22 protein-coding genes are annotated in these 25,492 nt (G+C 63.4%); 9 read left to right on the top strand and 13 right to left on the bottom strand.

The annotated features are described in order from the left end of the window. Window positions 1-202 precede the first annotated feature (202 nt). Window positions 203-1,375, bottom strand: coding sequence for an MFS transporter (locus ACM6IP_RS16405; RefSeq protein ID WP_414861883.1), 1,173 nt, complete (start codon window positions 1,373-1,375; stop codon window positions 203-205). A gap of 134 nt (window positions 1,376-1,509) precedes the next feature. On the opposite strand from ACM6IP_RS16405, the gene ACM6IP_RS16400 reads away from it, so the two are divergent. The 4 genes from ACM6IP_RS16400 to ACM6IP_RS16385 all read left to right on the top strand — a co-directional run bounded on the left by ACM6IP_RS16400 (window position 1,510) and on the right by ACM6IP_RS16385 (window position 5,678). Then, entirely contained in the window at window positions 1,510-2,106 is a 597-nt protein-coding gene (locus ACM6IP_RS16400; RefSeq protein ID WP_414861882.1) for a TetR/AcrR family transcriptional regulator, read from the top strand. Window positions 2,107-2,178: 72 nt separating this feature from the next. After that, window positions 2,179-2,724, top strand: a complete 546-nt coding sequence (gene idi / locus ACM6IP_RS16395) for an isopentenyl-diphosphate Delta-isomerase (RefSeq protein ID WP_095165605.1) — start codon at window positions 2,179-2,181, stop codon at window positions 2,722-2,724. A 38-nt stretch (window positions 2,725-2,762) separates the two neighbouring features. After that, entirely contained in the window at window positions 2,763-3,743 is a 981-nt protein-coding gene (locus tag ACM6IP_RS16390; RefSeq protein ID WP_143501122.1) for a family 2 encapsulin nanocompartment cargo protein terpene cyclase, read from the top strand. Window positions 3,744-3,851: 108 nt separating this feature from the next. Further along, window positions 3,852-5,678, top strand: a complete 1,827-nt coding sequence (locus ACM6IP_RS16385; RefSeq protein ID WP_414861881.1) for a glycoside hydrolase family 15 protein — start codon at window positions 3,852-3,854, stop codon at window positions 5,676-5,678. Between the two features lie 24 nt (window positions 5,679-5,702). Here the strand turns inward: ACM6IP_RS16385 and ACM6IP_RS16380 are convergent, their stop codons facing one another. Beyond that, window positions 5,703-6,677 (bottom strand): GlxA family transcriptional regulator, encoded by a 975-nt coding sequence (locus ACM6IP_RS16380; RefSeq protein WP_414861880.1) that lies wholly within the window; start codon window positions 6,675-6,677, stop codon window positions 5,703-5,705. A 107-nt stretch (window positions 6,678-6,784) separates the two neighbouring features. Here ACM6IP_RS16380 and inhA point away from each other — a divergent pair, with 107 nt between their 5' ends. Continuing rightward, entirely contained in the window at window positions 6,785-7,468 is a 684-nt protein-coding gene (gene inhA, locus ACM6IP_RS16375; RefSeq protein WP_159997184.1) for an isonitrile hydratase, read from the top strand. 222 nt (window positions 7,469-7,690) lie between these two features. Here the strand turns inward: inhA and ACM6IP_RS16370 are convergent, their stop codons facing one another. Next, on the bottom strand, window positions 7,691-8,509 hold the full coding sequence (locus tag ACM6IP_RS16370) for an aminoglycoside phosphotransferase family protein (RefSeq protein WP_414861879.1): 819 nt from the start codon (window positions 8,507-8,509) through the stop codon (window positions 7,691-7,693). A gap of 28 nt (window positions 8,510-8,537) precedes the next feature. Next, window positions 8,538-8,996, bottom strand: coding sequence for an SRPBCC family protein (locus ACM6IP_RS16365; protein WP_159997188.1), 459 nt, complete (start codon window positions 8,994-8,996; stop codon window positions 8,538-8,540). Between the two features lie 173 nt (window positions 8,997-9,169). Between ACM6IP_RS16365 and ACM6IP_RS16360 the strand changes: the two genes are divergently transcribed. Then, complete coding sequence (locus tag ACM6IP_RS16360) at window positions 9,170-9,586, top strand: GFA family protein (RefSeq protein WP_095165616.1); 417 nt, start codon at window positions 9,170-9,172, stop codon at window positions 9,584-9,586. A 54-nt stretch (window positions 9,587-9,640) separates the two neighbouring features. After that, the gene (locus tag ACM6IP_RS16355; protein ID WP_095165617.1) at window positions 9,641-10,039 is read left to right on the top strand and encodes a lysozyme inhibitor LprI family protein; all 399 of its coding nucleotides are present in this window, start codon (window positions 9,641-9,643) and stop codon (window positions 10,037-10,039) included. Between the two features lie 95 nt (window positions 10,040-10,134). Here the strand turns inward: ACM6IP_RS16355 and peaD are convergent, their stop codons facing one another. From peaD to peaA, 4 genes are all read right to left on the bottom strand, one after another. Then, window positions 10,135-11,253, bottom strand: coding sequence for a quinohemoprotein amine dehydrogenase subunit beta (peaD, locus tag ACM6IP_RS16350; protein ID WP_414861878.1), 1,119 nt, complete (start codon window positions 11,251-11,253; stop codon window positions 10,135-10,137). Between the two features lie 24 nt (window positions 11,254-11,277). Continuing rightward, a complete protein-coding gene (gene qhpC, locus ACM6IP_RS16345) occupies window positions 11,278-11,601 on the bottom strand; it encodes a quinohemoprotein amine dehydrogenase subunit gamma (protein WP_095165620.1) in 324 nt (107 codons plus the stop codon). A gap of 1 nt (window position 11,602) precedes the next feature. Continuing rightward, window positions 11,603-13,033 carry a quinohemoprotein amine dehydrogenase maturation protein gene (peaB, locus tag ACM6IP_RS16340; RefSeq protein WP_095165622.1) on the bottom strand — a complete coding sequence of 477 codons (1,431 nt, stop codon included), beginning with the start codon at window positions 13,031-13,033 and terminating at the stop codon, window positions 11,603-11,605. Between the two features lie 81 nt (window positions 13,034-13,114). Beyond that, window positions 13,115-14,695, bottom strand: a complete 1,581-nt coding sequence (gene peaA, locus ACM6IP_RS16335) for a quinohemoprotein amine dehydrogenase subunit alpha (protein WP_414861877.1) — start codon at window positions 14,693-14,695, stop codon at window positions 13,115-13,117. A gap of 315 nt (window positions 14,696-15,010) precedes the next feature. On the opposite strand from peaA, the gene ACM6IP_RS16330 reads away from it, so the two are divergent. Continuing rightward, window positions 15,011-15,673, top strand: coding sequence for an HAD family hydrolase (locus tag ACM6IP_RS16330; protein ID WP_414861876.1), 663 nt, complete (start codon window positions 15,011-15,013; stop codon window positions 15,671-15,673). Window positions 15,674-15,976: 303 nt separating this feature from the next. Next, a complete protein-coding gene (locus ACM6IP_RS16325; RefSeq protein ID WP_095165624.1) occupies window positions 15,977-17,467 on the top strand; it encodes an aldehyde dehydrogenase family protein in 1,491 nt (496 codons plus the stop codon). Between the two features lie 96 nt (window positions 17,468-17,563). On the opposite strand, the gene ACM6IP_RS16320 is transcribed toward ACM6IP_RS16325, so the two are convergent. The 5 genes from ACM6IP_RS16320 to mrdA all read right to left on the bottom strand — a co-directional run bounded on the left by ACM6IP_RS16320 (window position 17,564) and on the right by mrdA (window position 25,271). Continuing rightward, a complete protein-coding gene (locus ACM6IP_RS16320) occupies window positions 17,564-18,859 on the bottom strand; it encodes a tryptophan 7-halogenase (protein WP_414861875.1) in 1,296 nt (431 codons plus the stop codon). Continuing rightward, window positions 18,856-19,533: a S8/S53 family peptidase gene (locus tag ACM6IP_RS16315; protein WP_095165626.1), complete on the bottom strand. Its 678-nt coding sequence runs from the start codon at window positions 19,531-19,533 to the stop codon at window positions 18,856-18,858. Before ACM6IP_RS16315 ends, ACM6IP_RS16320 begins: the two co-directional genes overlap by 4 nt. Further along, complete coding sequence (locus ACM6IP_RS16310; RefSeq protein WP_414861874.1) at window positions 19,523-21,241, bottom strand: ABC transporter ATP-binding protein; 1,719 nt, start codon at window positions 21,239-21,241, stop codon at window positions 19,523-19,525. Before ACM6IP_RS16310 ends, ACM6IP_RS16315 begins: the two co-directional genes overlap by 11 nt. Further along, the gene (locus tag ACM6IP_RS16305) at window positions 21,241-23,145 is read right to left on the bottom strand and encodes a sigma-54-dependent Fis family transcriptional regulator (protein ID WP_414861873.1); all 1,905 of its coding nucleotides are present in this window, start codon (window positions 23,143-23,145) and stop codon (window positions 21,241-21,243) included. Before ACM6IP_RS16305 ends, ACM6IP_RS16310 begins: the two co-directional genes overlap by 1 nt. A gap of 233 nt (window positions 23,146-23,378) precedes the next feature. Beyond that, complete coding sequence (gene mrdA, locus ACM6IP_RS16300) at window positions 23,379-25,271, bottom strand: penicillin-binding protein 2 (protein ID WP_414861872.1); 1,893 nt, start codon at window positions 25,269-25,271, stop codon at window positions 23,379-23,381. Window positions 25,272-25,492 lie beyond the last annotated feature (221 nt).

Below are 25,492 nucleotides of genomic sequence, written 5' to 3'. Positions count from 1 at the left end.
TCAGCCTGTCTTAAAACCCCGAACCCTAGTTCCATCCCACATAGCAAAACCAGCCCTCCAAGGCTGATCAAGACCGATCCTACGCAAGCCACAGACCGGCCCTACATTCAGCACTCGACAGGATGCCTCACCCACGTACAAGTGTTCCTTTTAGGAGCAGTCGTTGGGCACAATTGCCCCTACTACTAAAAGTGCCGTTCACTCAGGGCAAGCGACGATAGCTCTGGACTGCCGCCCCCAGCACCACCGCCCCCGCGACAATCGCCAGCCAGAATCCACTGCGCGCGCCAAAGGCGTCCACCAGCCAGCCGGAACCGGCGGCGCCGATGGCCACGCCGATGCTCAGGCCGGTCACCAGCCAGGTCAGGCCCTCGGTGAGCTTGGCCGGCGGCACGATGCGTTCGACCAGGGCCATGGCGACAATCAGGGTCGGGGCAAAAAACAGCCCGGCGATGAATACCGTCAGTGCCAGCCCGACAATGTTGCTCGCCAGCAGCAACGGCAGCGTGGTCAGCGCCGTCGCCACCCCGCCATAGAGGAACAGGCGCGGCAGCGGCACCTCGGTTTTCAGCGCACCAAATGCCAGGCCCGCGAGGCAGGAGCCGATGGCATACACCGAGAGCACAATGCTCGCCGCCGCCGGCTGCCCTTGCTGTTGGGCGAAGGCCACGCTGACCACGTCGACCACGCCGACGATGGTGCCCAGGGCGACCATCAGCAGGATCAACCAGCGCACGTGCACCGAGGCGATGGCCGAGCCGGGTTGCGCCTGGTCATGGGGATGCACGCCAGGCTCGGTGCTGCGCTGCAGGACAAACGCACTGACCCCGATGGCCAACGCCAGCAGTGCCGCCAGCGGCCCGGCCTCGGGAAAGGCCACCACGCACAGCCCCACCGAGAGCGGCGGGCCGACGATAAAACAGACCTCGTCCAGCACCGACTCCAGGGCGTAGGCGGTCTGCAATTGAGGCTTGCCGCGGTAGATCTCGGTCCAGCGCGCCCGCACCATCGCCGACATGCTCGGCATGCAACCGGCCAACGCGGCGAATACAAACAGGGTCCAGTGCGGCGCCTGCAAGCGGGTACAGAGCAACAGCAGCAACAGCGCACCACCGCCAAGCAACGCGGCGATGGGCAGCACCCGGCCCTGACCGTAACGGTCGACCAGGCGCGACACCTGGGGAGCACACACGGCCGTGGCCAAGGCAAAGGTCGCGGCCACGGCACCGGCCAATGCATAACCGCCGTGCAGCTGCGACAACATGGTGATCAGGCCGATGCCGGTCATGGAAATCGGCATGCGCGCAATCATCCCGGCCAGCACAAAGGCCCGGCTGCCGGGTGCCTTGAACAAGGCCGAATAGGGGTTTGCCATCGGGTTCCATCCTCTTTTGGGGCATGCAACTTGCCATAAAGCGTCGACGTGGTAAAAATACATACGCCGCGTATGTACAAAAGCATGCAAACATACGCGTCGTATGTCAAACCGAAAAAACCGTGAGGGACACCATGGGCCAGCGACCACGCGCCGAAATGATCGAGCAGACCCGCGCCAAATTGATCAGCAGCGCCCGCCACGCCTTCGCCACCCAGGGCTATGGCGCCACCTCAATGGACGACTTGACCGCCGACGTTGGCTTGACGCGTGGCGCGTTGTATCACCATTTTGGCGACAAGAAAGGCCTGCTGGCGGCGGTAGTCGCGCAGATCGACGGCGAAATGGACGCCCGGCTCGACGCCATCTCAGCCGTTGCCAGCGACCCCTGGAGCGGCTTCTGCCAGCGCTGCACCGCGTACCTGCAGATGGCCCAGGAAACCGAGATCCAGCGCATCATGCTGCTCGATGCCCCGGCCGTGCTGGGCGACCTGACACTGTCGCTGCAAATGGACTGCATCGCCACCCTCACCCGCCTGCTCGAACAGTTGATGGAGCGGCAGACCATCGCTGCCGCCCCACCCCAGGCCCTGGCACGCCTGATCAACGGCAGCCTGGTCCACGCCGCCCTGTGGATCGCCCGCGATCAAGCTCCCGCCGAACGCCTGGACGAAGCGTTGGCAGCTCTGGAGCTGATGTTGCGCGGCTTGCTGTTAGCACCGCGGACCTGACAGTTCTGACAGTAGGCAGGATCGAATCTTTGCGCCACAGTACGAGCGAAACCGGTCACGTGGAGCCAGGCAATGGAAGAGTCGCTGATTCTGGTTGATCTGCAAGACCGCGAGATCGGCTCGGCAGGCAAACTCTACGCCCACCAGCAAGGCCTGCTGCACCGGGCCTTCTCGGTGTTCATTTTCGATAGCAACGGCCGCCTGCTGTTGCAGCAACGAGCCTTGGGCAAGTACCACTCCCAGGGGCTGTGGACCAATACCTGCTGCGGACACCCGCGGCCCGGGGAGCGTACACGTGCGGCGGCCAGGCGCCGGCTGCACGAGGAAATGGGCCTGCGCTGCCGGCTCACGCCGGTCACCACCCTGCTCTACCACGAGCCGGTGTCGAATCAGCTGATCGAACACGAGTACGACCATGTATTCGCCGGTATCAGCCGCTGCGCGCCCCTTGCCAACCCCGAGGAAGCCCACGCCTGGCGCTGGCAGAAACTCGCCGACCTGGATCGCCTCATCGCAGCCAGCCCAGAAATGTTCAGCGTCTGGTTCGTGCGGATCTTTCAGCAGGTTGGCCCCGGCGGATTGCGACGCTGGAAGGAACTCGCCCAGCGCCAGTGCTGAGCAGCGAACAGCGAAAGCTGCCGGTGAGGTAGAACGCCATGAGCCATTCACTTGATCTTCCCTGGGTGATACCGCCCCTGCACTGCCCCGAACCGGTACGGATAAACGAGCCGCTCGGGCAGCAGGTCGACACATTGCTGATCCCCTGGGTCGAGCAAGTCGGCATTTTCGCCGGGCAGATGCCGAAATTGCGTGGCGCGCAGTTCGGTCGCTTCGCCATGCTGTGCCATCCGGACACCGACGCACCCGAGCGCCTCTTACTTTCAGCGCAGTGCATCGCCGCGCTGTTCGCGGTGGATGACTACTACTGCGATGACGAGCAGTGTGGATCGGTGCCGGAGTTGGTGGGCGCACGCCTGTCCCTGGCATTGGCTGCCCTGGAGCCTGCGCACCTGAGCTATGAGTTTGCGCCCGATCTGCACCAGGCCCTGAATGCCGACCCCGTGCTCAAGGGGTTACGTGCCTACATGGCGCGTGTAGCGGGGTTCGCCACGCCGGCGCAAGTGGCGAGGGTCCGACACGAGATCATCGCCATGTTCGTGACCATGGGGGCGGAAGCCTCCTGGCGCATGACCAAACAACCACCCCGAGTCTGGGAGTACTTGGCCCACCGCCAGGTCAACAGCTTCCTGCCGTGCATGTCGCTGATCGACGTCATCGGCGGTTATGAACTGCCGGCCAATCTCTACTCCGCGCCCTTGGTGCGCCGGGTCACCACACTCGCGGCCAGTGCCACCATCCTGGCCAACGACCTCTATTCCGCCCACAAGGAAAGCCTCACCGAGCAGGAGGACTTCAACCTGCCGCGGCTGTTGGCCGCCCAGCAGCACTGCTCGCTAGCCGACGCCATGGGCCTGGCGGCGAAGATCCATGACGACGTCGTGTATGCCTACGAGGCGGCCGAACAGCGGGTGTTGCCAGGGGCCAGTTGGGAACTCGAGCGATTTCTCGGCGGGGTCAAAGCCTGGGTCGCCGGCAGTCGCGAGTGGCACCAACGCAGCGGACGCTATCAGGGATGAACGACGAGCGCAGCGGCGACCCCAACGCAAATAAACCGACCTGAACCTGAACTCCCCCGCCTTTGCGTCAGTCTGCTGAATACGCTCTTTGTGCGAGGCTGACTGGACATGGCTGATCATCGTGACGAACGCCAAAGCGCGATCGACGCCCACGGCATCATTGGCGACCTGCGCAGTGCCGCGCTGGTCAACGACAAGGGCAGCGTGGATTTCTTCTGCTGGCCGGAGTTCGACAGCCCGTCGATCTTCTGTTCGTTGCTGGACACCCCCAAGGCGGGGATTTTTCAGCTGGCCCCCGACCTGCCGGACGCGCGCCGCGAACAGATCTACCTGCCTGACACCAACGTGCTGCAAACCCGCTGGCTGAGCGCCCGGGCGGTGGTGGAAATCACCGACCTGCTGGTCATCGGCGACAGTGAAGATGACCTGCCGTTGCTGATTCGCCGGGTGCGCATGGTCAGCGGCAGCGCCACCTTCGACCTGCATTGCGCGGTGCGCCACGACTACGCGCGCGCCGCCACCACGGCACGGGAGGACGGGCCGGACATCTGCTTCGAAGCCCCGCAACAGCCAAGTCTGCGCCTGCGCGCCAGCCAGCCCCTGCAGCTAGTAGACAAGGCCGCCAGCGCCCGCTTCGAGTTGCAGCAGGAGCAGAGCGCCGAGTTCGTCCTCGGCGCCCTCGACGACCCGCGCTGGCAGGCCGACAACACTGACCTGTGCCTGCAGCGGACCGTAAAGTTCTGGCGCGACTGGATCGGCAAATCCACCTACCGCGGACGCTGGCGGGAGATGGTCAACCGCTCGGCGCTGGCATTGAAGTTACTGACCTCACGCAAGCACGGCGCAATCCTCGCCGCCGCCACCTTCGGCCTGCCGGAGACCCCGGGCGGCATCCGCAACTGGGACTACCGCTACACCTGGATCCGCGACGCCTCGTTCACCGTCTACGCCTTCATGCGCCTGGGTTTTGTCGAGGAAGCCAACGCCTACATGCGTTGGTTGCGCGGGCGGGTCAGTGACTGTCAGGGCCAGCCGACCCGGCTGAATATTCTGTATGGCATCGATGGTCGCCAGGAACTCCCGGAGAGCGAACTCAGCCACCTGAGCGGCCACGGCAACGCGCGGCCGGTGCGCATCGGCAACCAGGCCTACGATCAGGTGCAACTGGATATCTTCGGCGAACTGATGGACGCGGTGTACCTGGTCAACAAGTACGGCGAGGCGATCTCCCATGAGGGCTGGAAACACACGGTGGAAGTGGTCGATCAGGTCTGCGACACCTGGCAGAGCGAGGATGTCGGCATCTGGGAAATGCGCGGCGAGCAGCACCACTTCCTGCATTCGCGACTGATGTGCTGGGTCGCACTGGACCGGGCAATCCGCCTGGCCTCGAAACGCTCGCTGCCGGCGCCGTTTGCCCGCTGGGACCAGACCCGCCAGGCAATCTACGCCGACATCTGGGACAACTTCTGGAACGCCGAGCGCGGGCACTTCGTGCAGCACCTCGGCGGCACGGCCCTGGATGGCTCGATGCTGTTGATGCCGCTGGTGCGTTTTGTCAGCGCCAAGGACCCGCGCTGGCTGTCGACCCTGCAAGCGATCCAGAAATCCCTGGTGCGCGACGGCATGGTCTATCGCTACCACAACGACGACAGCCAGATCGACGGCCTCAGCGGCACCGAAGGCGCGTTTGCCGCGTGCTCGTTCTGGTACGTCGAATGCCTGGCCCGTGCCGGCCAGTTGGACAAGGCCCACCTGGAGTTCGAACAACTGCTGCGCTACGCCAACCCACTGGGGCTATACGCCGAAGAGTTCGACAGCCACGCCCGCCACCTGGGTAATACCCCTCAGGCCCTGACCCACCTGGCGCTGATCAGCGCAGCGTGTTTTCTTGACCGCAAATTGAGTGGGGATGACGGGTACTGGCAGCCGTGAGGGTTTAGGGCGCGCACCCCAAGATCAAAACACCCGCGAAAACCGCTCCCGATACACCTGCGGCACAACCCCCATAACCCGCAGAAAACCACGCCGCAACGTCTCCTCACTGCCAAACCCACACTGCACCGCGATGCGTTTGATCGGCAGCGCAGAATCACTCAACAGCCGGCGCGCAGTTTCCACCCGGATCCTCTCAATGGCACGTGCTGGGGTCTGCCCAGTGTCGGCGCGGTAGTGGCGGATAAAGCTACGTTCACTCATGCCCGCTTGCAGCGCCAGTGCCGGGATGCCGAGGTCGAGGCTGAGGTTGTCGGCGATCCAGGCGTGCAGGTCGTCGAAGCGATTGCCCTGCTGTTGTAGGTCCAGGGTCACGCTGAACTGTGCCTGGCCCCCTGGGCGCTTGAGGAACACCACCAGTTGCCGGGCGACTTCCAGGGCCATCGCGCGCCCCAGGTCGGCCTCCACCAGCGCCAATGACAGATCGATACCGGCAGTCACCCCGGCCGAAGTCCAGACCGGGCCATCGTTGATGAAGATTGGGTCGGGCTCGACCTGCAGGCGCGGGTGTTGCCGGGCCAGTTGTTCGCAACGGGTCCAGTGGGTCGCCACTCGCCGCCCATCTAGCCAGCCGCTGGCCGCCAGCAGAAAAGCCCCGGTGCAGACCGAAGCCACCCGCCGCGAAATCCTCGCCTGCTGGCGCACCCACTCCACCAGCGCGAGGTCCTGGGCCGCCGCATACACCCCCCAGCCACCGGCGATGATCAGGGTGTCGGAGGCTGTATCCGGCAAGGGTTCGGCGAGCAAGGCCAGACCGGCCGAAGACAGCACCGCCCCGCCACCCGGGCTGATCACCTGGGGCGCATAGGGTGTCGGCATCCCGCGCTGGGCCGCAACATCATTGGCCGAGGCAAAGACCTGCAGCGGCCCGGTGACGTCCAGCAGTTGCACCTTGGCGAAGGCCAGCACATGAATGGGTTTCGGTGGAGTGGTGAACATTGGCGTAATTCGAGGGCTGATTGGCGTGTACGCCAAAGACTAGAAGCCTAGAGTCAAGTCGTCCACCCCTGCCGGGGGACGAATTTACCAACCCAGGAGAGAGCGCCATGCCGTTGCAGATCGGTTTTCTGTTGTTCCCCCAAGTGCAGCAACTGGACCTGACCGGGCCCTACGATGTGCTGGCGTCGCTGCCGGACGTGCAGGTGCACCTGATCTGGAAAGACCTCGCGCCGGTGACGGCCAGCACCGGCCTGGTGCTGCAGCCGACCTGCCGTTTCGCCGACTGCCCGGACCTGGATGTGTTGTGCATCCCTGGTGGCAGCGGTGTCGGGCCGTTGATGGAAGATGCGCAGACGCTGGCGTTCATCCAGGCCCAGGCAACCAAGGTGCGCTACCTGACCTCAGTGTGCACCGGTGCCCTGGTGCTGGGTGCCGCCGGCCTGCTCAAGGGCAAACGTGCGACTACCCACTGGGCCTATCACTCGTTGCTTGGCCTGCAGGGGGCGATTGCGGTGCAGGAGCGGGTGGTGCGCGACGGAAACCTGTTGACCGGTGGCGGGATCACCGCCGGGATCGACTTTGCCCTGACCCTGGCGGCTGAATTGTATGGCGATGACGTCGCGCAACTGGTGCAGTTGCAGCTCGAGTACGCACCCGCCCCGCCCTTTGCCTCGGGCGAACCGCAGACCGCGCCCGAGGCCGTACTGCAGCGGGCCAGGCAACTGGCCGCCGACTCGCTCGCCCAGCGCACGCTGATCACCCAACGGGCGGCAGCCAGATTGAGCGAGTGAAGGGTGGACCGGCACTTTATCGCACCCATAAAAAAACCCGCCGAAGCGGGTTTCAAGACCATGACGACATCCTGTCGCTGCGTTCCTTGCATATGGCCGATCATCCATGACCCTGAGTACATCCTGTGCTCAGTCGATGGGTGAAGATTACGCTTCGGATCCAATGCGTAATAGACGACATAGCCAGTAACACGTGTAAGACATTCGCCATAAGAACGAAGGTCAACCACCCTCGGGTTGTCCAACTTCCAAGGCCAACAATGCGAGATCTGCCACCTGCAGTTGCTTGTCGGCCGCGAGCACGTCGTGATCTTCCAGGAACCAGGCGGCGGACAGGCCGGCAAACGCCAGGACCCACTGCAGTAACCGCCGCCGTTCCAGCCCTGCCTGCGCCGCGACCAACGCCACTTGCCGGGTAAAACGTAGCGGGTCGGTGGCGCTCGGCAGGTCCGGATTGCAGATCAGGTTGGCGTAGTCGTAGGTGCGCTCGCCGGTCACCCGCTTCGGGTCTATCGCCAGCCAGCCCCGCGGGCCGAAATCGAGGATGTTGCTGTGGTGCACATCGCCGTGCAGCACGACGACTTCCTGGGGCGTGGCCAGCAGGTACTCTGCGCAGGCCAGGCACTGGCGCAACCGCCCGCCATGGCGGCGCGCCGCCGGGGCCAAGGAGCGAAACCATTGCCGCATGTCGACCAATGGCGGCAGCGGTGCCGAACGGGGTGCATGCAGGCGCGCCACGGCGTCACAAATGATCCGGCTGGCCTGGTCGTCCGCCCCGTGCATAGCCATGTGCAGCAGCGAACGCCGGCCTTCGGCCCGCTCCAGCAATAGCGCCGCACCGTCATGGGCGTAGACCCGGGCAGCACCCTCTCCCGCCCACCAGCTCATCAACAGGTTGCCGAACTTTTCTTCGTCATCGAGGGCGATTTTCAACATCGCCGGCGTCCCCTGGTAACGCACCGGGAGCAGGCGGCTGCCCAGGGTGATGATGGGCTCCCCTGCGGGGAGCAACTGCCATTGGCTTAGGTAGGGTTCAAACATGCGGGGTAATTCAAGGCTCAGCGGGGGTTCAAGGGGTGGCGAGGTAGGTCTCGATATTGTTCATTTGCTCGTCCCAGCCGCGACTGTTCATGCGAAAGGCCTTGAGACGACGCTCTGCCGGGATCTTATCAAACCCCGACTCGACCACGTGCAACAAGGTGCCAGCGTCCATGTCCTCGAGTTCGAACTGCACCAGGGTCGTCGGCTCGCCAGAATAGTCGGTGCCTGGGTCCACGGCATAGGGGTGCCAGCGGAAGGCGAACACCCGCTCCGGCTCGACCCGCATGACTTCGACATCCCACACCATGTGCTCATAGCCTGGGTAGGTAATCTGCCCCTGGGTCCGCGCGCCGGCGACGAAACGCTTGCCCTCCAGGGCCACGCCAAACCACTGGCCAAAGGCTTCGGCATTGGCGATCACGCGCCAGACGGTCGAGCGCGGGGCCTTGAGCAGGATCTTTCTTTCGATGCGATCTGATGTGTGCATTGAGCACCTCCTGTGATGAACACTAGGCGCGGACGACCGAACGAGCAATCTTGCCGTTGCATTCAACAGATCCGACTCGCAGTAACGTCCATCGTTCCGAGCCCCGACAGGCCCCGGCCAACAGTGGTAACGTCAGCTTTCTACCGCTCGTCAGTCCCGTAAAGGAATACCCCATGCCCACACTCCACGGCAGTTGCCTGTGCCAGGCCATCGCCTATGCAGTCGACAGCCTCGACATGCCGATCAGCCATTGTCATTGCCATACCTGCCGCAAGGCCCATGCGGCGCCATTCGCCTCGACGGCGGGGGTCATGCGTGAGCATTTTCGCTGGACCCGGGGTCTTGAGCTGCTGTCCTGCTTCGAGTCCTCGCCCGGCAAGCTGCGGCATTTCTGCTCGCGCTGCGGCAGTCACCTGATGGCCGAGCGCCCGGCACAGCCCCATGTGATCGTGCGGGTCGCGACCCTTGATGACGACCCGGGCCAGAAACCCCAGGCCCATATCTGGACCTCCCACGATGTGCCGTGGCTGGCCCATCAAGGCGTGGTCGAGTGCGCACAATGGCAGCCACCGGCGGACACCGGACGCTGAAGATTTGGCCTCTGATCTACACTCACCCAACTTTCAGCGCCAGCGAGTTTTCCCATGCGTACAGTTTTTCTTCTAAGCCTCCTGCCGCTATTGGCGGCCACTGGCGTGCAGGCCGATGACTGCGCCAACGCCAGCAACCAGAGCACGCTGAATGAGTGCGCGGCCAGGCAATACAAACAGGCCGACGCCCGGCTCAACACGCTGTACCAACAGATCAATGGCCATCTGAAGGACAACCCGCAAGGTAAAAAAAGCCTGCTGACGGCGCAACGCGCGTGGTTGGCGTTCCGTGATGCCGAGTGCACCTTTGCCGCGTCCGGGGTCGAAGGCGGTAGCGTTTACCCGCTGATCCACAACCAATGCCTGGCGGACCTGACGCAAAAACGCGCCGAGACACTCAAGGGCTACCTCGACTGCCAGGAAGGCGACCTCAGTTGCCCGGTGCGTTCTTGACCGCTGGATGGGCCCAGGCCACCAGCGGCCCTTTAAAAACCGCATGCCGGGGTTTAAAGGGCCACTGATGTTTCACGTCAAGAGCATGAGCCCGTTTACCGGGTAAAGACCTGCGCCGTGGTGATCGCCATGTCGCCGCCCGGCAGCTTGATGTTGCCGATCTGCTGCATGGTCTCCGGGTCGAAGATCGCCACGTCGTTGAAGGTCCCGGCCAGGTAGATCTTGCTGCCGGCCTTGTTGAAGGAAATGCAGTAGTAGGAGTGGTCCAGGGTCGCCGCCTGAATCAGCTTCTTCTGCTTGATGTCGTACTTGGCCAGGCGATTGAGCACGCCGAACATCAGGTTGGGGTCCTTGGGCGAGCGCATGCCACTGAAGTAGATTTCGGTCAGCGGGCCGAAGTCGGTGGTCTCGGTCTTGCCGGTCTTCAGGTCGACGCTGAACAGGCCGTAGAGGTACTCGGCGGTGGCCGGGTCCTGTTTCTTGTCCTTGAATTTCGCTGCGGTGTAGAGCAGCGAGAAGTCATGGCGATAGGTCTGCTGGTTCCATACGTAGAGCACGTCCGGCGCGCTGTAGTTGGGGCGTTTCCAGTGTCGGCTGGGGATCAGCACGTCGAACTTGCCGGTCTGCACATTGACCTTGTAGACATCCGCACCGGCCACGTACAGGGTGCCGTCGCCGCCACTCTGCATGATGGTCAGCTGGCGGGGCGCCGGAAAACTGCGCACCGGCTTGGCGCTGGCACCGGCGTCGGTGGCGTAGACATCCAGGCGGGGCGCCTGCACTTCGTAGCGGTCGTTGAGCATCCGCGTCGGGTTGGCGATGGTGTAGAGCTCCTTGCCGTCGTGGCTGACGGTAAAGGCAAACATCGAGCGGGCCTTCTCCCCCGGTTGCTGGGTGATGCTGGCGTGGAATACCTGCTTGCAGCTGTCCAGCTCGATGCCATAGACATCCGCATAGTGGTTGTTGAGCACGTAGGCGGTCTTGCGATCCGGCGACAGCTGGATGGTCCCCGGTCCAAAGGCATCGGGCAGCTTGCAGGACTTGTACAGGGTGTCGGTCTGCAGGTCGATGACGTGCAGGTTGTTGGGGTAATTGGTGGTCACCATGTATTCGTGACCGGCGTTGAGCGCCAGGTTTTCATCGGCCAGAACACTGAGCGAAACACTGCCCAGGAAGGCGAAAGCGGCCAGGCCGCAGGCTTTGGTACGAAGCATGCTGGAATCCTTCTTCTTGTCCGATTACTTGTCTTTGGGGAAGACAGTGCCGAGGTTGCGCCAGTTGTCGTTGGAGGCCTGGGCATCCTTGTTCCAGTCCGGGTAGGTGCTCATCATGTCGGGCACTTGGGCCGGCCACCAGCACGGGTCCGAGCAGCCATAGAGGTCGGCCTCCATCGGTTGGCACAACGACGACACGCCGCCAAAGGCATCGATTTCCCAACCCGGGTCGGTGGTCGAGGCGCACCCGGCGACCGAACTCATGGCCACCACTTCTTCGATGCGGTTTTCATCCGCGGCCTGATCCAGCTTCAACGCTTTGTTATTGATGGGCTTGAGATGTTTCATATCAGTGAGCCTTGCGCGGAGTGATGTAACTGCTGATGAACGCAGGGTTGTGAGCCATGATCCGGGTGTAGACCTCGATGCCGAAGTCGACCCAGTCACGCATCAGTTCGCAGTAGTGATAGGTCGGGTGCGTCGGGTCGCCGTAACGGGCGTAGCTTTCGTGGTAGCAGCCGCCGGAGCACAGGTTGCGGATCTGGCAGTCCTCGCAGCCGGTGTTGCTGCGGTCCAGGCGCTGGGACAGGAAGTCGTTCAACTCCACCTGCTTGACCCCGCTGTGGACGTTGCCAAACGTCGGCAATGACGAACCGGTGAAGCGGTGGCACAGGTTGAGTTCGCCCTTGTGGTCGACCGCCAGCATCTTCAGCCCGGCGCCACACGGCAGGGCTTTCTTGTGGCCCTCGTGGATGTCGGTGATCAACTGGTGCAGGTTGGAGAAACCGATGTTGCGGTGTTCCAGCGCGGCCTCCAGGTAGCGCCGACCGAGCCGTTTCATACTGGCGAAGACTTCGATCAATTCGTCGCTGGACAGGTTGAAGGTGCTGATATCGCCGGAGGTCACCGGGGCAAAGCCGACTTCGGCAAAACCCAGTTCGTTGAACAGGTGATCCCAGATAGTTTCAACGTCGGTGACGCCGGTGGTCAGGGTCACGCGGGCTCCGACCGGGCGACTGTTGTAGCGCGACAACAACATCTCGGCCTTGCGCCGAACCACGTCATAGGTGCCCTGCCCGCCCACGGTGATGCGGTTGCGGTCGTGCACGGTCTTCGGCCCGTCGATGCTCACCGACAAGCCAAAGCGGTGGGCGTTGAGGTAGTCCACCGTGTCCTCGGTGAGCAGCGTGGCGTTGGTGGTCATGACGAATTCGACGAACTTGCCCGCCTCGGCAAAGCGCTTTTCACAATAGTCGACCATGTACTCGATCAGCTTGCGGTTGCTCAGTGGTTCGCCGCCGAAGAACACCACGGTAAACCGCTCTTCATCGGGGGATTCGCGCAGGAGCATTTCCACCGAGGCGATGGCGGTCTCGACCTCCATCTTCTTGCCGGCCGAGGGCTTGTCGAGGTCTTCCTTGTAGCAGTAGGTGCAGCTCAGGTTGCAGCCGGTGTTGACGTTGAGCACCACGGTGTTGATGGCGGTGCGCTCGACCCGTTTGGCGGCGATGTCCGGGGTCAGCGGCGAGCCGTCGCTGACCAGTTCCAAGGCCATCAGCTCGCGCAGGGTTTCGTGGATTTCCTCGCCACCGAACTGGCTGGCCAGGCGCTGGATCAACTCGGCGCTGGAACAGCCGTGACCGCGCAGGGCATCGATGATGCTGCCGGTCAGGGCATCGCTGGCGAACAGCGAACTGCTGGGAATGTGAAACAGCATGCGGTCGGCATCCACCTGCACTTCGTGCAGGTTGCGTTCGACCAGATTCAAGATAGCGCCCATGGCAAACCTCCTGTGCAAACCCCTTTGGCGGGGCCTGCGTTCATTCCAAAAAAGTCTCTGAAAACTGCGGGTTCAGCGGCCTCACGGAATGGGTGGGTTGTTCCAGCGTTGCACGGTGACAATCATGTGGCCTTCGCCGGTCAGGGATTTTCCTGCGTCGTCGACGGCGGCAATCACCTTGAGGTTGCCGGCATTGTTGGTGGACATCTTGCGTGCCGGATTCGGCCCGGCATCGCCCGGGGTGAATACGCCACTGTCCGCCTGCATGGTGCCGGCAAACTTGACGTCTTCGTCTTCCCTGGCGCGGTCGTCGAAGGCTTCGACTTTCCACTGCGCCGGGACTATGCCAATGCGATAGAGCTTGCCGTCCGCGCCCTTGCCCCAGGCTTCGGCGTCGAAACGCCCCTGGACCTTGGGCGTCGAACCCCCGCCATCACCGATCCGGGCCACCGAGAATTCAGGCACCACCTTGACCTCGGCAATCTGCTGGTAGACCGACAGGCTCGGGCCTTTCAAGCTGCCCAAGGTCACGGCACGCACGCCCGGCTGGGCGTCGGCGGCGGCCTTGAGGCGGACCTTGATCTGCTCGGGGCTCTGGCTGATGACTTGGAGCACCTCGACGCCTTTACCGAAGTCCGGCTGGCCTTGCAGGCCGCTGCCGATCAGGGTCACTTCGGCTTCGCTGCCGGCCTTCAGGTAGCCCGGCTGCACTGCCAGCAAACGGCTGCTGCCCTGTTTGGCGGCGAGGAAGTCGAGCCCACGTTCATCGTGCTCGGCCTCGAACATCCGGCCTTGCAGTTCGCTGTCTTTGGCGGCGAACACCTGGCGCATCACTACGCCATCGACCGTCACGTTGCCGCGCCATTCGTAGCCGCTGTAGAGGATCGCGCTGCCGTCGCCGTTGAAGGCTGTGCCGTCGGCGTATTGACCCTTGACGCTGACCTTGAAGGTATCGTCGCCGTCGGCGCTGACGCGCATGATCCCGGCCAGCTCCCCCTTGCCCGGCAGGTGCCCGCTGAAGCTCCAGTCGCCCACCAGCGCCTGGGCCTTGGGCGCAGTTTGCTGCCAGGTTTTCCAGGCCGGGTTATCCAGTGGATAGCGCTTGGCCAACAGCGGCACCATCTCCTTGCGGGCCAGGTCGAACCAGTCGCGGTCGCGAGACAGCGCCTGGTATTCCAGCGACGGCCATTGACCGAGGTGGAAGTTCACCAGGCGCTCCCACTCCTCGGCCGGGCGACGCTGCAGGGCAACCCGCGCACCGGAGTGGCAGCGGCCGCACATCTGGCTGGTCTGCTCGTCGAATTGCTCGACGGTGTTGAGCCGCCGTTCCAGGGCATAACGCACGCCATCGGTCTCGCTCGGCGCCAGGCCCTGGGTATCGGCCAGGTATTTGACCAGGGTCCGGCGGTCGTCATCGCTGATCTGCAGGCCGTGCATGACCTGCATGCGCGCGATGCTCATCAGCCAGCCCTCCGGAGTCTTGCGTTGGTGGCTGATACGGCTCAAGGCGTTCTCGGCTTCAGGGGTATGACAGCCCTGGCAGGTCTCCTTGAGGATGGTCTGGGCGTCACGCGCGGCCATGCTTTGCGGAGCATGCAGGGCGGCACACGCGGCAAGCGCCAGGAGACTGGCGCTCATGCCTGATCGGAGTTTTCTCTTCATCAACGTCGAACCTCGCACGGTGCTTTCTTATTTTTTTGAACGGTCGTTTTTATGGTTTCTACCGCCAGCGAACATGCCGCTGACGAAGGCAAGAGAAACGTCTACCAAGGACCAATACACGGAGCGTGCCAGCTTATGAATAGTTCGTTGAATCAATGCTTTGCTGGTAAACACCCGGGTAATTCCGGCAACCACTGAGGTGCCCGGCGTTTAATTTCGCGACAACTGTTGCAGGCTGAGACGAGCATAGGTGAGTGTTCCTCGTATAGGATGACCAGCTATCCGCTTAACCGCTTCAGCTACGGGAACTGCGCCATGCTCAATGCTTTGCTCTTCGACCTCGACGGCACCCTCACCGACACCGACGCGCTGCACTTGCAGGCGATGCAACAGTTGTTGCTGGAGGAGGACGGCCGGGTGTTTACCAAAGCCGAGTTCGAAGCTCATGTCAGCGGCCAGGCCAATGCCGCCATGTGCCGCTACCTGTTCCCCGAACGCTCGGTGGCCGAGCACGAAGCCTTTGCTGATCGCAAGGAGCAGCGCTTTCGCCAGTTGTCAGCGCACCTGACGCCGATTGCCGGGCTGGTACGCTTACTGGATTTTGCCCAGGAGCAGGCCATCGGCGTGGCGGTAGTGACCAATGCACCACGAGCGAATGCCGAGCACATGTTGCAGGCATTGGCTCTGCGCGAGCGCTTCGAGCATGTAGTGGTTGCCGAAGAACTGCCCCGCGCCAAGCCCGACCCCCTGCCCTACCTGACCGGCCTGGAGCGCTTGCAGGCCAGCGCCGAGGTGAGCCTGGCATTCGAGGACTCGATCCCCGGCCTGACGGCAGCGGTAAAGGCCGGGATCTTTACCGTGGGCCTGGTGACCAGTCAGCGCCGCGAAACGCTGCTGGCCGCAGGGGCGCACCTGGTGATCGAAGACTTCAACGACCCGCAGTTGTGGGCGGTGATTGATCGCATGGCGGGGCGATGAGGAGCAAAGGGCGGCGAGGACTACGTCCTCGAACGTAGCCTCGCGGGCTCGACAGCTGCTACGGGGATTGGGGTGTTGCCGATAACGGGTGGTGTGGCGGGTATCGCCATCGGGCTAACGGATAGCTCATCGCCACTCGGCAGCCCGTCTCAGCGGTGCGTCTCAAAAATTGTCGCAATCTGCGACATCAGTACTCGCGAAAACCTAAACCTTTCGCCGCAAGAGCCTCTGAATACGGGCCCCGAGCAAACTGGCACAAGGGTTGCGATCAGCCTCGGCACACGAATAAGACGAGGCTCCATCATGTCGCTCCCCACTCCGCTTCCCGCCGTTTCGGCGTTCATCCAGCGCGCCCCGCGCATGCTGATCGGCGCCGAATGGGTCGAGGCCGCCGACGGCCAGACCATGCCCTTGCACAACCCAGCCACCGGCGAGGTCCTGTGCGTCGTGCCCAAGGCCACTCCGGACGACGTCGATCGGGCGGTGCTCGCTGCCCGCCAGGCGTTTGATGATTCGGCCTGGACCCGCACCCGCCCGCGCGAGCGGCAGAACCTGCTGTGGAAGCTCGCCGACCTGATGGAGCGCGACGCGCAGGTGCTGGCGCAACTTGAATGCCTGAACAACGGCAAGAGTGCCGCGGTGGCCCAGGTCATGGACGTGCAATTGTCCATCGACTTCCTGCGCTACATGGCCGGCTGGGCCACCAAGATCGAAGGCTCCAGCGTCGAAGTCTCGCTGCCTTTGATGCCCGATGAGCAGTTCCACAGTTTCATCCGGCGGGAAGCGGTGGGCGTGGTTGGCGCCATTGTCGCCTGGAACTTCCCGCTGCTGCTGGCCTGCTGGAAACTCGGTCCAGCCCTGGCCACCGGCTGCACCGTGGTGTTGAAGCCCGCGGACGAAACCCCGCTGAGCGCACTCAAGCTGGCAGAACTGGTACTCGAAGCCGGCTACCCCAGCGGGGTGTTCAACGTGGTCACCGGCACCGGCATCACCGCAGGCTCCGCCCTGACCCACAACCCGCTGGTGGACAAGCTGACCTTCACCGGATCCACCGCGGTGGGCATACAGATCGGCAAGATCGCCATGGACTCCATGACCCGCGTGACCCTGGAACTGGGTGGCAAATCACCGACCATTGTCATGGCCGACGCCGACCTGGCGAGTGCCGCAGCGGGTGCTGCCAGCGCGATTTTCTTCAACCAGGGCCAGGTCTGCTGCGCCGGTTCCAGGCTTTATGTGCAGCGTAAGCATTTCGACAATGTAGTGGCTGACATCGCCGGCATTGCCAATGCGATGAAGCTGGGCAATGGCCTGGACCCGAGTGTTGAGATGGGCCCGTTGATCTCCGCGCGGCAACAGCAACGCGTCAGCAACTACATCGACATGGGCCGGGAAAGCGGCGCGACCATTGCCTGTGGCGGGGAACAGTTCGGACCTGGGTTTTTCGTCAAGCCAACGGTGATTGTCGACGTCGACCAACAGCACTCGCTGGTCCAGGAGGAAATTTTCGGGCCAGTGCTGGTGGCGATTCCGTTCGATGACGAAGCCGAGGTTTTGCGCATGGCCAATGACAGTCCTTATGGGCTGGGGGCGAGCATCTGGTCCAACGACCTGGCGGCGGTGCACCGGATGATTCCGCGGATCAAGTCCGGCTCAGTCTGGGTCAACTGCCATAGCGCCCTCGACCCGGCGCTGCCCTTTGGTGGCTACAAGATGTCCGGTGTGGGTCGGGAAATGGGGTATGCGGCGATCGAGCATTACACCGAATTGAAGTCGGTGTTGATCAAGCTGTAGCGCTATCGCGAGCAAGCTCCCACCGGGGATGTGTGATCGATCCCCCTTGTGGGAGCTTGCTTGCTGGCGAATAGACCCGCCCAGTCAGCACCCATTTCAGGGCTGGTAGCCTTGCGTCAACAACCAGCGCCTGATCAATGTTCCCTGTTCTGCCGTCAGCCCTGCCAGCGCCTCTGCGGCGGGCTGACTACGCAACCGCCGCAGCAACGGCGCCAGCTCCACTCCGTGCACATGCCAGATCCCCAATGGCTGGTCTGCGGTGATCACCACCTCGGCCTCATCGACAAAGCCGTCCTTGAGCACCGGTGCCCGCTCAATCCGCAGCGCGGCAAAGTCTGCTTCGGCGTGTGCCACTTGGCTGTCTGGCCACTGCCGGCGAGCCTGCCAGAACGGCTGTTGCGGCCAGCGCTGTTCGTCGGCATAAAAGTCCCGGCCGATCCGTGCAAACCTGAGGAACAATTGTTCCACCCGCATCCGGTGAAATCCCTGGGCCAGCGCCGCCCGCTCGGGTTTGCGCAGCAGGGTATTGATCACCACCGGGGCCTGCAGGGCCGATGACAGGGACTGGAAAATACCGTTGCCCGACAGCGGGTCCACGGCCATCGCCGCATCACCGACCCGGATCCAGTTGTCGCCACACACCTGCGAGGACAATATGGCGGTGCTGCTGCGGGCATGCAGCTGCACGTCGAGTTGCGCTGCATCGGCAAAGAATGCCCTGGCCAGTGCCGAAGCCTCGCGCCGCTGGCGACAGTAGTCGAGCAACAGTGCCTTGGCCGGCAATGTGGCGCTGGCCACGTCCACCGTCCATTGCCAATAACACTGACCGTCAGCGCGCCGGGCCATCCATGCCCAGCCCTGCTCCAGGCTTTCCACCGCACTGGCGGTACTGCCCGGCGTGCCCTGCCAGCGATTGAGCAGGCTGACAGTTTCCGGTCCGCGCAGGCCTTTGCCGAGCGCCGGGGACTGACGCCCCCGAGCCTCGATGAGGAAATCCGCCAGTAGCGGCTCACGCCCTTGGACCTCGACCTTGTGTCCCGATGCGCTCGACTGAACGTTCAGCACCCGGCCTTCGATGACCTCGACGCCCGCTCGGCGCAGGTCCTCACGCAAGCCGCGGTCAAAGCTCGGGCGGTCCAGCAGGTACTCGATATTCTGCGCATGCTGCTGACCGTTCCACGACACCTGTCGCTGGGACGCCAGTGCCCCCTGCGCCAGCGCCTGTTCCAGCCCGGCGCCACGCAAGGCTTCCAGCACCCGCAGGGAAACCCCTTCGAGTGCCGCAAAGCGTCGCCATTCGCTGACCAGCGTCACTGGGTAACCCAGCCGGCGCAGGCCCAGCGCAGTAGCCGCACCGGCCGGCCCGGCACCGAGGATCAGCAACGTGTTCATGGGCCAATACGCCGTTCAGGGCCACGATAGTGGGCGTTGTCCTGTAGCCACTGGATGACCTGCTCATTGCTGGCCTGGGGCTGGGCCAGCAAGAATGCTGCGATGTGCCCACTCAACGCCGCACAACCGAGGCTGGCACCCGACTGTCCTGGGTGGGTGCCCTGCACGCACGCGGCGAAATCCGCCTGGGCACTGTTGAGCCACGACCATTGCGACTCGGCACAACGGGCATCGCCAGTGCCCCGCAGCACCTGTGGATAATTGGCTGGAAACACCCCCTCGCCTTGCGCCGGGCTGGAGGCGCAAAGCAACACGCCGCGGGCCTGCGCCGCGGCGCAGGCTTGGCGCAACAGGCTGCGATCCTGACGCAGGCCGAGGCTCAGATTGATCAGGCGAACGTCCTGCGCCACCAGCCAGTCGATCGCGGTGGCGATCTGCAAGGCGCTGGTGACCCCGCGCTGGTCAAACACCTGGGCCACACAAAACCGCGCTGCGGGCGCGCGCCGGCCGATGGCCTCGAGCACCGCGCTGCCATGGCCCAGCGGATCGTCACACAGCGCGCCTTCGGCCAGCCCATCGTCCAGCAGGGAGAAACGTCTTCGCGCAACCACCAGCGGCTGCTGCGCCGCCGAGTGGCCGCTGTCGACCAAACCGACCAGCAGTTCAGGCTTCATGCAGCACCGTTTTTGCAATGAGTAGGCCGTCGAGCAATTCAAAGCGTAAATCGGCATCGGCCAGGGTCGAGGGACGGTGGCTGATCAGGATCCGCGTGCGCCCGGCAAACAGTCGGTCGATGGCTTCGATAACCTCGCGCTCGGTGGTTTCATCCACCGCCGAGGTGGCTTCGTCCAGCACCAGGATCAAGGGGTCCTGCAACAAGGCGCGGGCAATCGCGATCCGCTGTTTCTGCCCACCCGAGAGCTGCTGGCCGCGCTCGCCCAATGGGCTGTCGAGGCCTTCGGGCAACGACTCGATCAGGCTCTGGAGTTGCGCCAGCCGCGCCACTTCAGCAATCGCCTGGCGGCTGGCGTCCGGCACCGCGTAGGCCAGGTTGTCGGCCAGGCTGCCGCGAAACAACACGATGTCCTGGCTGACCACGGCAATCCGCCGGCGCAATTGGAACAGGTCCAGCTCCCGCAGATCGACCTCCCCCAGCAGTACCCGACCGGACTGCGGATCGTGATGACGCTGCAGCAGGTCGATCAGGGTCGACTTGCCGACGCCGGAGCCACCGCTCAAGGCAACCTTCAAGCCGTAGGGAATGCGTGCCTGGATACCGCGCAAGGTGCTCGGGCGGCCGGGGTGGCTGAAGTGCACGTTGTCGAAACGCAGTTCACCGCAGGTCGGCATCGGTTGTGGCGTGAGCGGGCTCAGCACGCTCGGCGTTTCGCCCCGCAGCTCCATCACCCGGCCGAGGCTGACGGTCATGCGCTGGATCGCCACGTACAAGCCCAACAAGCTCTGGACTGGCCCGACGGCCATGCCCAGGTAGGTGGAAAAGGCGATCAATGCCCCCAACTGCCAAGTGCCCTGCACCACCCAGTAGCCACCGATCAGGAAGGCACAGGCGCGTGACATGGAGGTCAGGGTGCCCGGCACCGCCTGGGTGAAGAACTCGGTGATTTGCAGGCGCAGCAACTGGCTCATGTAACCATGGCCCAGGGATTCCAGGCGTCGCGCTTCGCGCTGTTGCTGGCCGGCGGACTGGATGAATTTCATCACCGGCAGGGTCTCGACCATGAACGAGGACATGTCCGCCGAGCGCTCGCGCAACTGCCGCACATCCCGTTCGACCTTGCGCCGCATCCAACGCAACCAGAGCACGTCGAGGGGAATCAGGATCAACGCGAGCAACGACAGTTTCCACGACAGGGTCAGCAGCATGGCCACCGCGCAGACCAGGCCGATCACGCTGGATACCGCCGAGAACAGCGAGTCCACGGCAAAGCGCTGGATCTCGGCCACGTCGCCATCCAGGCGCGACATCAGGTCGCCGATCCGCCGTTGCCCGTAGAATCCCGGCGACAGGGTTTGCAGGTGCCGGTACAGGTCGTCACGCAGGGAAAATAGAATCCGCCCCGAGAGTCGGGTGTGCAGGTAACGGTTGATCCCCGACAGTGCCGTGCCAAGCAATCCCGCGCCAATCATCAGCGCGGCGATCAGCACCAGCATGGAAAAGTCCCGGGCCAGCAAGCCGTCGTCGATCAGCAGCTTGGTGAGCCAGGGCTGCACCAGGACCAGCAGCGAGGCGCACATCGACAACCCCAACAACCCGCCGATCGCCAACCGGTGCGGTCGCACGAAGCTGTAGAGCCAGGCCAGCGCGGCGTCCAGTGCCTGGGGGTTGGGGCTGTCGACCAGCCTGACAATCCAGCGCCGCATCAGCTGCGCAACTGTTTAAGCTTGCGGTACAGGGTCGCGCGACTGATGCCCAAGGCGTCGGCGGCGGCCGAGACATTACCCTGGTGGCTGTCCAGGGACTGACGAATCAGTTCCAGTTCGTTCTCGCGGATGCTGCCCGCCTGCGGGCGTTCGCTGGCGTTCAATTCGTCGAGCATGCTGTCGGGCAGGTGATCCAGGGTCAGTACGCTGTCCCCCGGCTCGCGCATGGCCAACGCGGTGCGCAGGACCATTTCCAGTTGGCGGATGTTGCCAGGCCAATGGTAGCCACCGAGCAAGCGGTTCAAGTCGTCATGCAGAACGACCGCCGGAGCCTCCAGCTTGACCAGCAGGCGGGCGACCAAAGCGCTGAAGTCCTCGCGCTCACGCAAGGCCGGGAGCATCACGCTGATGCCGTTGACCCGGTAAAACAGGTCCTCGCGAAAATGTTTGTCTTCCACCAGGCGCTTGAGGTCGCGGTGGGTGGCGCAGATCAGCGCGACGTCGATGTCCTGTTCTTCACCGGCACCCAACGGCGCCACCTTGCGATCCTGCAGCACGCGCAACAGACGTGCCTGCAAGGCCAGGGGCATGTCGCCGATTTCATCGAGAAACAGGGTGCCGCCATGGGCCTGCTGCAGGCGCCCGACCATGCCGCCACGCCGCGAACCGGTGAATGCGCCTTCGCGGTAGCCGAACAGTTCCGACTCGATCAGGCCTTCGGGGATCGCCGCGCAATTCACCGCGACGAAAGGTTTGTCACAACGGGCGCCGGCCAGGTGCAGGGCGCGGGCGATGACTTCCTTGCCGGTGCCGGTCTCTCCCAGCAGCAACACTGGCAATTGATTGGCCAGGCCCTGGCGGGCCATGCGCAAAGCGCGGGCATAACGCGGATTGTTGCCGGCCAGGGCTTCGAGCTCCACTGGCGCCTTGAGCGGTTTTGCGCTGCTGCGCGCGGGCGTGCTGAGGTTGATCGAACGCTGGGGGGCGCGCAGGGTTTTGTAGAAGAACTCGCCCTTGGCCGTTTGCAGGCTGCCGACACCGCCCTGCTGCAGACGCGCCAGCAGTTGCAAGCCGTCGACCCCAAGAAACTCTTCGCAGCGTCGTCCGACCAGCGCCGAACGCTCGGCGTGCAGCAACTGGCAGGCCTGGCCGCTGACTGCGAGGATCTGCCCGCCCAGGCTCACGGCCAGCAAGCCTTGCCAGGGGGATTCGAGGTATTGCCGGCGACTGTGGAAAGCCAGGACGATTTCGTCCGGATAACTGGCGTTGAACACCCGGCTTTCGATCTGGCTGACAGCCATGGCCAGCAGCGCGCTGCTGTCGTGGGCGCGGCCCAGCGGACCTTCGCGGGTCAGGTCGAGTACGCCGAGGATGTCGCCGTGGGGACAACGAATGGGCACGGAGGTGCAGGAGAAATCGCTCAGGCGATCGAGGTAGTGTTCGCCGCAATCGATCAGCGTCGGTCGCGCTTCCACCAGGGCGGTACCCAGCGCGTTGGTGCCACGAACGGCTTCGCTCCAGCAGGCACCGAGGGTGATGTCCTGCAGACCGCTGCCCTTGAGGCGATCGGCGCGGCCTTCGACCGCAAGGATGGTGGCATCGGAGTTGGCGAGGATAATCAGCCCTTCCTTGCCCTGGCGTTCGGCCAGGTAATCGATGGCTGGCAGGGCCGCGTCGATCAGCAGCCGATTGCTGGCCAACAGCAGGTCCAGGCTCGCGCTCGATTCCAGCGCCAGTTCATGCTTGCCATTGAAGTGCACACCGTGGCTGAGGCTGCGTCGCCATGAAGCATCGATTTCGGCGCGTAACACGCCATCGGGGACTTCGCCTTCAAGGTGCAGTTTCTCCCGGGCGAGCCGGGCTTCGTGTGGCAGCTTTGCGGTTGTTGTTTTTATAAGGCTCATCAAGCGCTCCGGATCGGTCCGCCCAGTACCTCGCCGGGCCATGTGCATACTCGCGACGAAGCACGCAAGTCATGGGCAAATGTCTACACCCGGTTCAGATGGCAGTAAAGGGAAGTTTGCCCGATGACTCGGACAACACTTTCCTCAAGCAAAACCTGCGCCATGGACAATCGGCGTCGCCTTCTATGTTTACGTTAACGTCAAGCAACTGGCAAGTGCCACGCAGGCCAACTTCATACCTGAGGGTCGCCATGAGCCTTGCTCGGGCTGGCGTATTGCGGTTTCAGGTGGCCGTCGTTGTCCAGCAGCCAGGCGTCCATGATCTGGCGCACCACGGGACCTGCGACACGACCGCCGGCCTCGCCGTTTTCGATCATCACCGAGATTACGATCTTGGGGTGTTCGGCCGGGGCAAAACCGACGAACAAGGCGTTGTCGCGGTTGCGCTCCAGGGTCTTCGCCCGGTTGTAACGTTCGCCCTGCTTGATCGCTACCACCTGGGCGGTGCCGCTCTTGCCGGCGATGCGGTACTGGGCACCCGCCGCTGCCGCCCGGGCAATGCCGCGTGCATCGTGCATGACCATCTGCATGCCGTGGTTGACCTGCTCCCAGTCGCGCGGGTCTTTCAACAGGATGTTGGGCATTGGATGTTCGTCCACTGGCGCGATGCCATCGACGCTCCTGGCCAGGTGCGGACGGTTCCACACGCCCTTGTTGGCGATCAGCGCCGTGGCCTGGGCGAGCTGCAGGGGGGTGACCTGCATGTAGCCCTGGCCGATGCCGAGGATCACCGTCTCCCCCGGGAACCAGGCCTGGCGGCGCGTAGCACGTTTCCAGGCGGGCGATGGCATCAGACCGGCTGACTCTTCGAACATGTCCAGCGAGACTTTTTCGCCGAGGCCGAACATGGCCATGTAGTCGTGCAGGCGGTCGATGCCCAGCTTATGCGCCAGGTCGTAGAAGTAGGTGTCGTTGGAACGCATGATCGCCGCGTCCATGTCGACCCAGCCGTCACCACTGTGGTTCCAGTTGCGGTATTTGTGGTCGAAGTCGGGCAATTGGTAGTAGCCCGGATCGAAGACCCGAGTCTGTGGCGTCACCACCCCGGCATCCAGGCCAGCAATCGCCACCTCTGGCTTGATGGTCGAGCCCGGCGCATACAGGCCGCGCAGCACGCGGTTGAATAACGGGCGGTCGATGGAGTCGTGCAGCGCGGCGTATTGCTTGAAACTAATGCCGGTGACAAACAGGTTGGGGTCGAAACTCGGCTTGCTGACCATGGCCAGCACCTCGCCGGTGGCCGGGTCGAGAGCGACCACCGAACCGCGCCGGTCACCCAGTGCGGCTTCCGCAGCCTCTTGCAGTTTGACGTCGAGGCTGAGGACGATGTTCTTCCCGGGAATCGGGTCGGTGTGCTTGGGCACCCGCAGCACGCGCCCCTGGGCGTTGGTCTCGACCTCTTCGTAACCAACGTGACCGTGCAGCTCGGACTCGTAGAACTTCTCGATGCCGGTCTTGCCGACCGACTGGGTGCCGCGGTACTCCACTGAGTCCAAGGTCTTGGATTCTTTCTCGTTGATCCGCCCGACATAACCGATGGAGTGGGCAAAGTGCGCGCCCAGCGGATAGTTGCGCACAAACTGCGGTTCGACATCGATGCCCGGCAAGCGGAACTGATTGACGGCGAGGATGGCGATTTGCTCTTCGCTCAACTCGTAGAACAGGGTGACGGGGACAAAAGGATGGCGCATCTGTTTCAGCGCCTTGTCGAACAATGCACGGTCTTCGCCAGGCAGGTGCAGCAAACTGATGAGGGTATCCAGTTCGCCTTTCACATCGGTAGCGCGCTCACGGGTGAGGGTGAGGTTGTAGCTGGGCCGGTTATCGGCCAGCAGCACCCCATTGCGGTCGTAGATCAGGCCACGCGTTGGGGTGATGGGCAGCACGTGCACCCGATTGTTTTCGGAGATGGTCGAGTGGTAGTCAAATTCGACGACCTGCAGGATGTACAAGCGCACCACCAGGGCGCAAGTGATGGCCGCCACGAGCAGCGCGCAGGCCATTAGCCGTTTGTTGACCAGGCGGGTTTCTTTCTCGTGGTCCTTGATGGGGATGGGTTCAGGCATTTCTACGGCAACTCTTTGACTGGATTAACCGCCGGTCCCTGGGCGTGTCATCAGTCCCTTGAAAAACGAGCTGCACCTTAACAAAACCCTGGGTCCACTTCAGGGTTAATCCACCCAATGGCGGCCCTGGAACATGAAAGATATGTCAGGTTGGCGCCGGACTTTCTCGCGGACAAGAACAAAACCCCTACCTGCATACGCAGATAGGGGTTTCGGAATTT

Source organism: Pseudomonas sp. IT-P176, from assembly GCF_949767245.1.
In the GTDB taxonomy this organism is placed as follows: domain Bacteria; phylum Pseudomonadota; class Gammaproteobacteria; order Pseudomonadales; family Pseudomonadaceae; genus Aquipseudomonas.
Note: the sequence above shows the minus strand (reverse complement) of the source record. Positions and strands in the feature narration are given on the sequence as shown.

Excerpts from the sequence above, each read along its gene's own strand:
- ACM6IP_RS16355 (WP_095165617.1), top strand. The coding sequence starts at position 9,641 with ATGCGTACAGTTTTTCTTCTAAGCCTCCTGCCGCTATTGGCGGCCACT.
- ACM6IP_RS16330 (WP_414861876.1), top strand. The coding sequence starts at position 15,011 with ATGCTCAATGCTTTGCTCTTCGACCTCGACGGCACCCTCACCGACACC.
- ACM6IP_RS16385 (WP_414861881.1), top strand. The coding sequence starts at position 3,852 with ATGGCTGATCATCGTGACGAACGCCAAAGCGCGATCGACGCCCACGGC.
- ACM6IP_RS16400 (WP_414861882.1), top strand. The coding sequence starts at position 1,510 with ATGGGCCAGCGACCACGCGCCGAAATGATCGAGCAGACCCGCGCCAAA.
- ACM6IP_RS16320 (WP_414861875.1), bottom strand. The coding sequence starts at position 18,859 with ATGAACACGTTGCTGATCCTCGGTGCCGGGCCGGCCGGTGCGGCTACT.
- idi (WP_095165605.1), top strand. The coding sequence starts at position 2,179 with ATGGAAGAGTCGCTGATTCTGGTTGATCTGCAAGACCGCGAGATCGGC.
- ACM6IP_RS16360 (WP_095165616.1), top strand. The coding sequence starts at position 9,170 with ATGCCCACACTCCACGGCAGTTGCCTGTGCCAGGCCATCGCCTATGCA.
- ACM6IP_RS16370 (WP_414861879.1), bottom strand. The coding sequence starts at position 8,509 with ATGTTTGAACCCTACCTAAGCCAATGGCAGTTGCTCCCCGCAGGGGAG.
- mrdA (WP_414861872.1), bottom strand. The coding sequence starts at position 25,271 with ATGCCTGAACCCATCCCCATCAAGGACCACGAGAAAGAAACCCGCCTG.
- ACM6IP_RS16310 (WP_414861874.1), bottom strand. The coding sequence starts at position 21,241 with ATGCGGCGCTGGATTGTCAGGCTGGTCGACAGCCCCAACCCCCAGGCA.
- ACM6IP_RS16365 (WP_159997188.1), bottom strand. The coding sequence starts at position 8,996 with ATGCACACATCAGATCGCATCGAAAGAAAGATCCTGCTCAAGGCCCCG.
- ACM6IP_RS16380 (WP_414861880.1), bottom strand. The coding sequence starts at position 6,677 with ATGTTCACCACTCCACCGAAACCCATTCATGTGCTGGCCTTCGCCAAG.
- inhA (WP_159997184.1), top strand. The coding sequence starts at position 6,785 with ATGCCGTTGCAGATCGGTTTTCTGTTGTTCCCCCAAGTGCAGCAACTG.
- ACM6IP_RS16390 (WP_143501122.1), top strand. The coding sequence starts at position 2,763 with ATGAGCCATTCACTTGATCTTCCCTGGGTGATACCGCCCCTGCACTGC.
- ACM6IP_RS16315 (WP_095165626.1), bottom strand. The coding sequence starts at position 19,533 with ATGAAGCCTGAACTGCTGGTCGGTTTGGTCGACAGCGGCCACTCGGCG.
- peaA (WP_414861877.1), bottom strand. The coding sequence starts at position 14,695 with ATGAAGAGAAAACTCCGATCAGGCATGAGCGCCAGTCTCCTGGCGCTT.
- peaD (WP_414861878.1), bottom strand. The coding sequence starts at position 11,253 with ATGCTTCGTACCAAAGCCTGCGGCCTGGCCGCTTTCGCCTTCCTGGGC.
- ACM6IP_RS16325 (WP_095165624.1), top strand. The coding sequence starts at position 15,977 with ATGTCGCTCCCCACTCCGCTTCCCGCCGTTTCGGCGTTCATCCAGCGC.
- ACM6IP_RS16405 (WP_414861883.1), bottom strand. The coding sequence starts at position 1,375 with ATGGCAAACCCCTATTCGGCCTTGTTCAAGGCACCCGGCAGCCGGGCC.
- ACM6IP_RS16305 (WP_414861873.1), bottom strand. The coding sequence starts at position 23,145 with ATGAGCCTTATAAAAACAACAACCGCAAAGCTGCCACACGAAGCCCGG.
- qhpC (WP_095165620.1), bottom strand. The coding sequence starts at position 11,601 with ATGAAACATCTCAAGCCCATCAATAACAAAGCGTTGAAGCTGGATCAG.
- peaB (WP_095165622.1), bottom strand. The coding sequence starts at position 13,033 with ATGGGCGCTATCTTGAATCTGGTCGAACGCAACCTGCACGAAGTGCAG.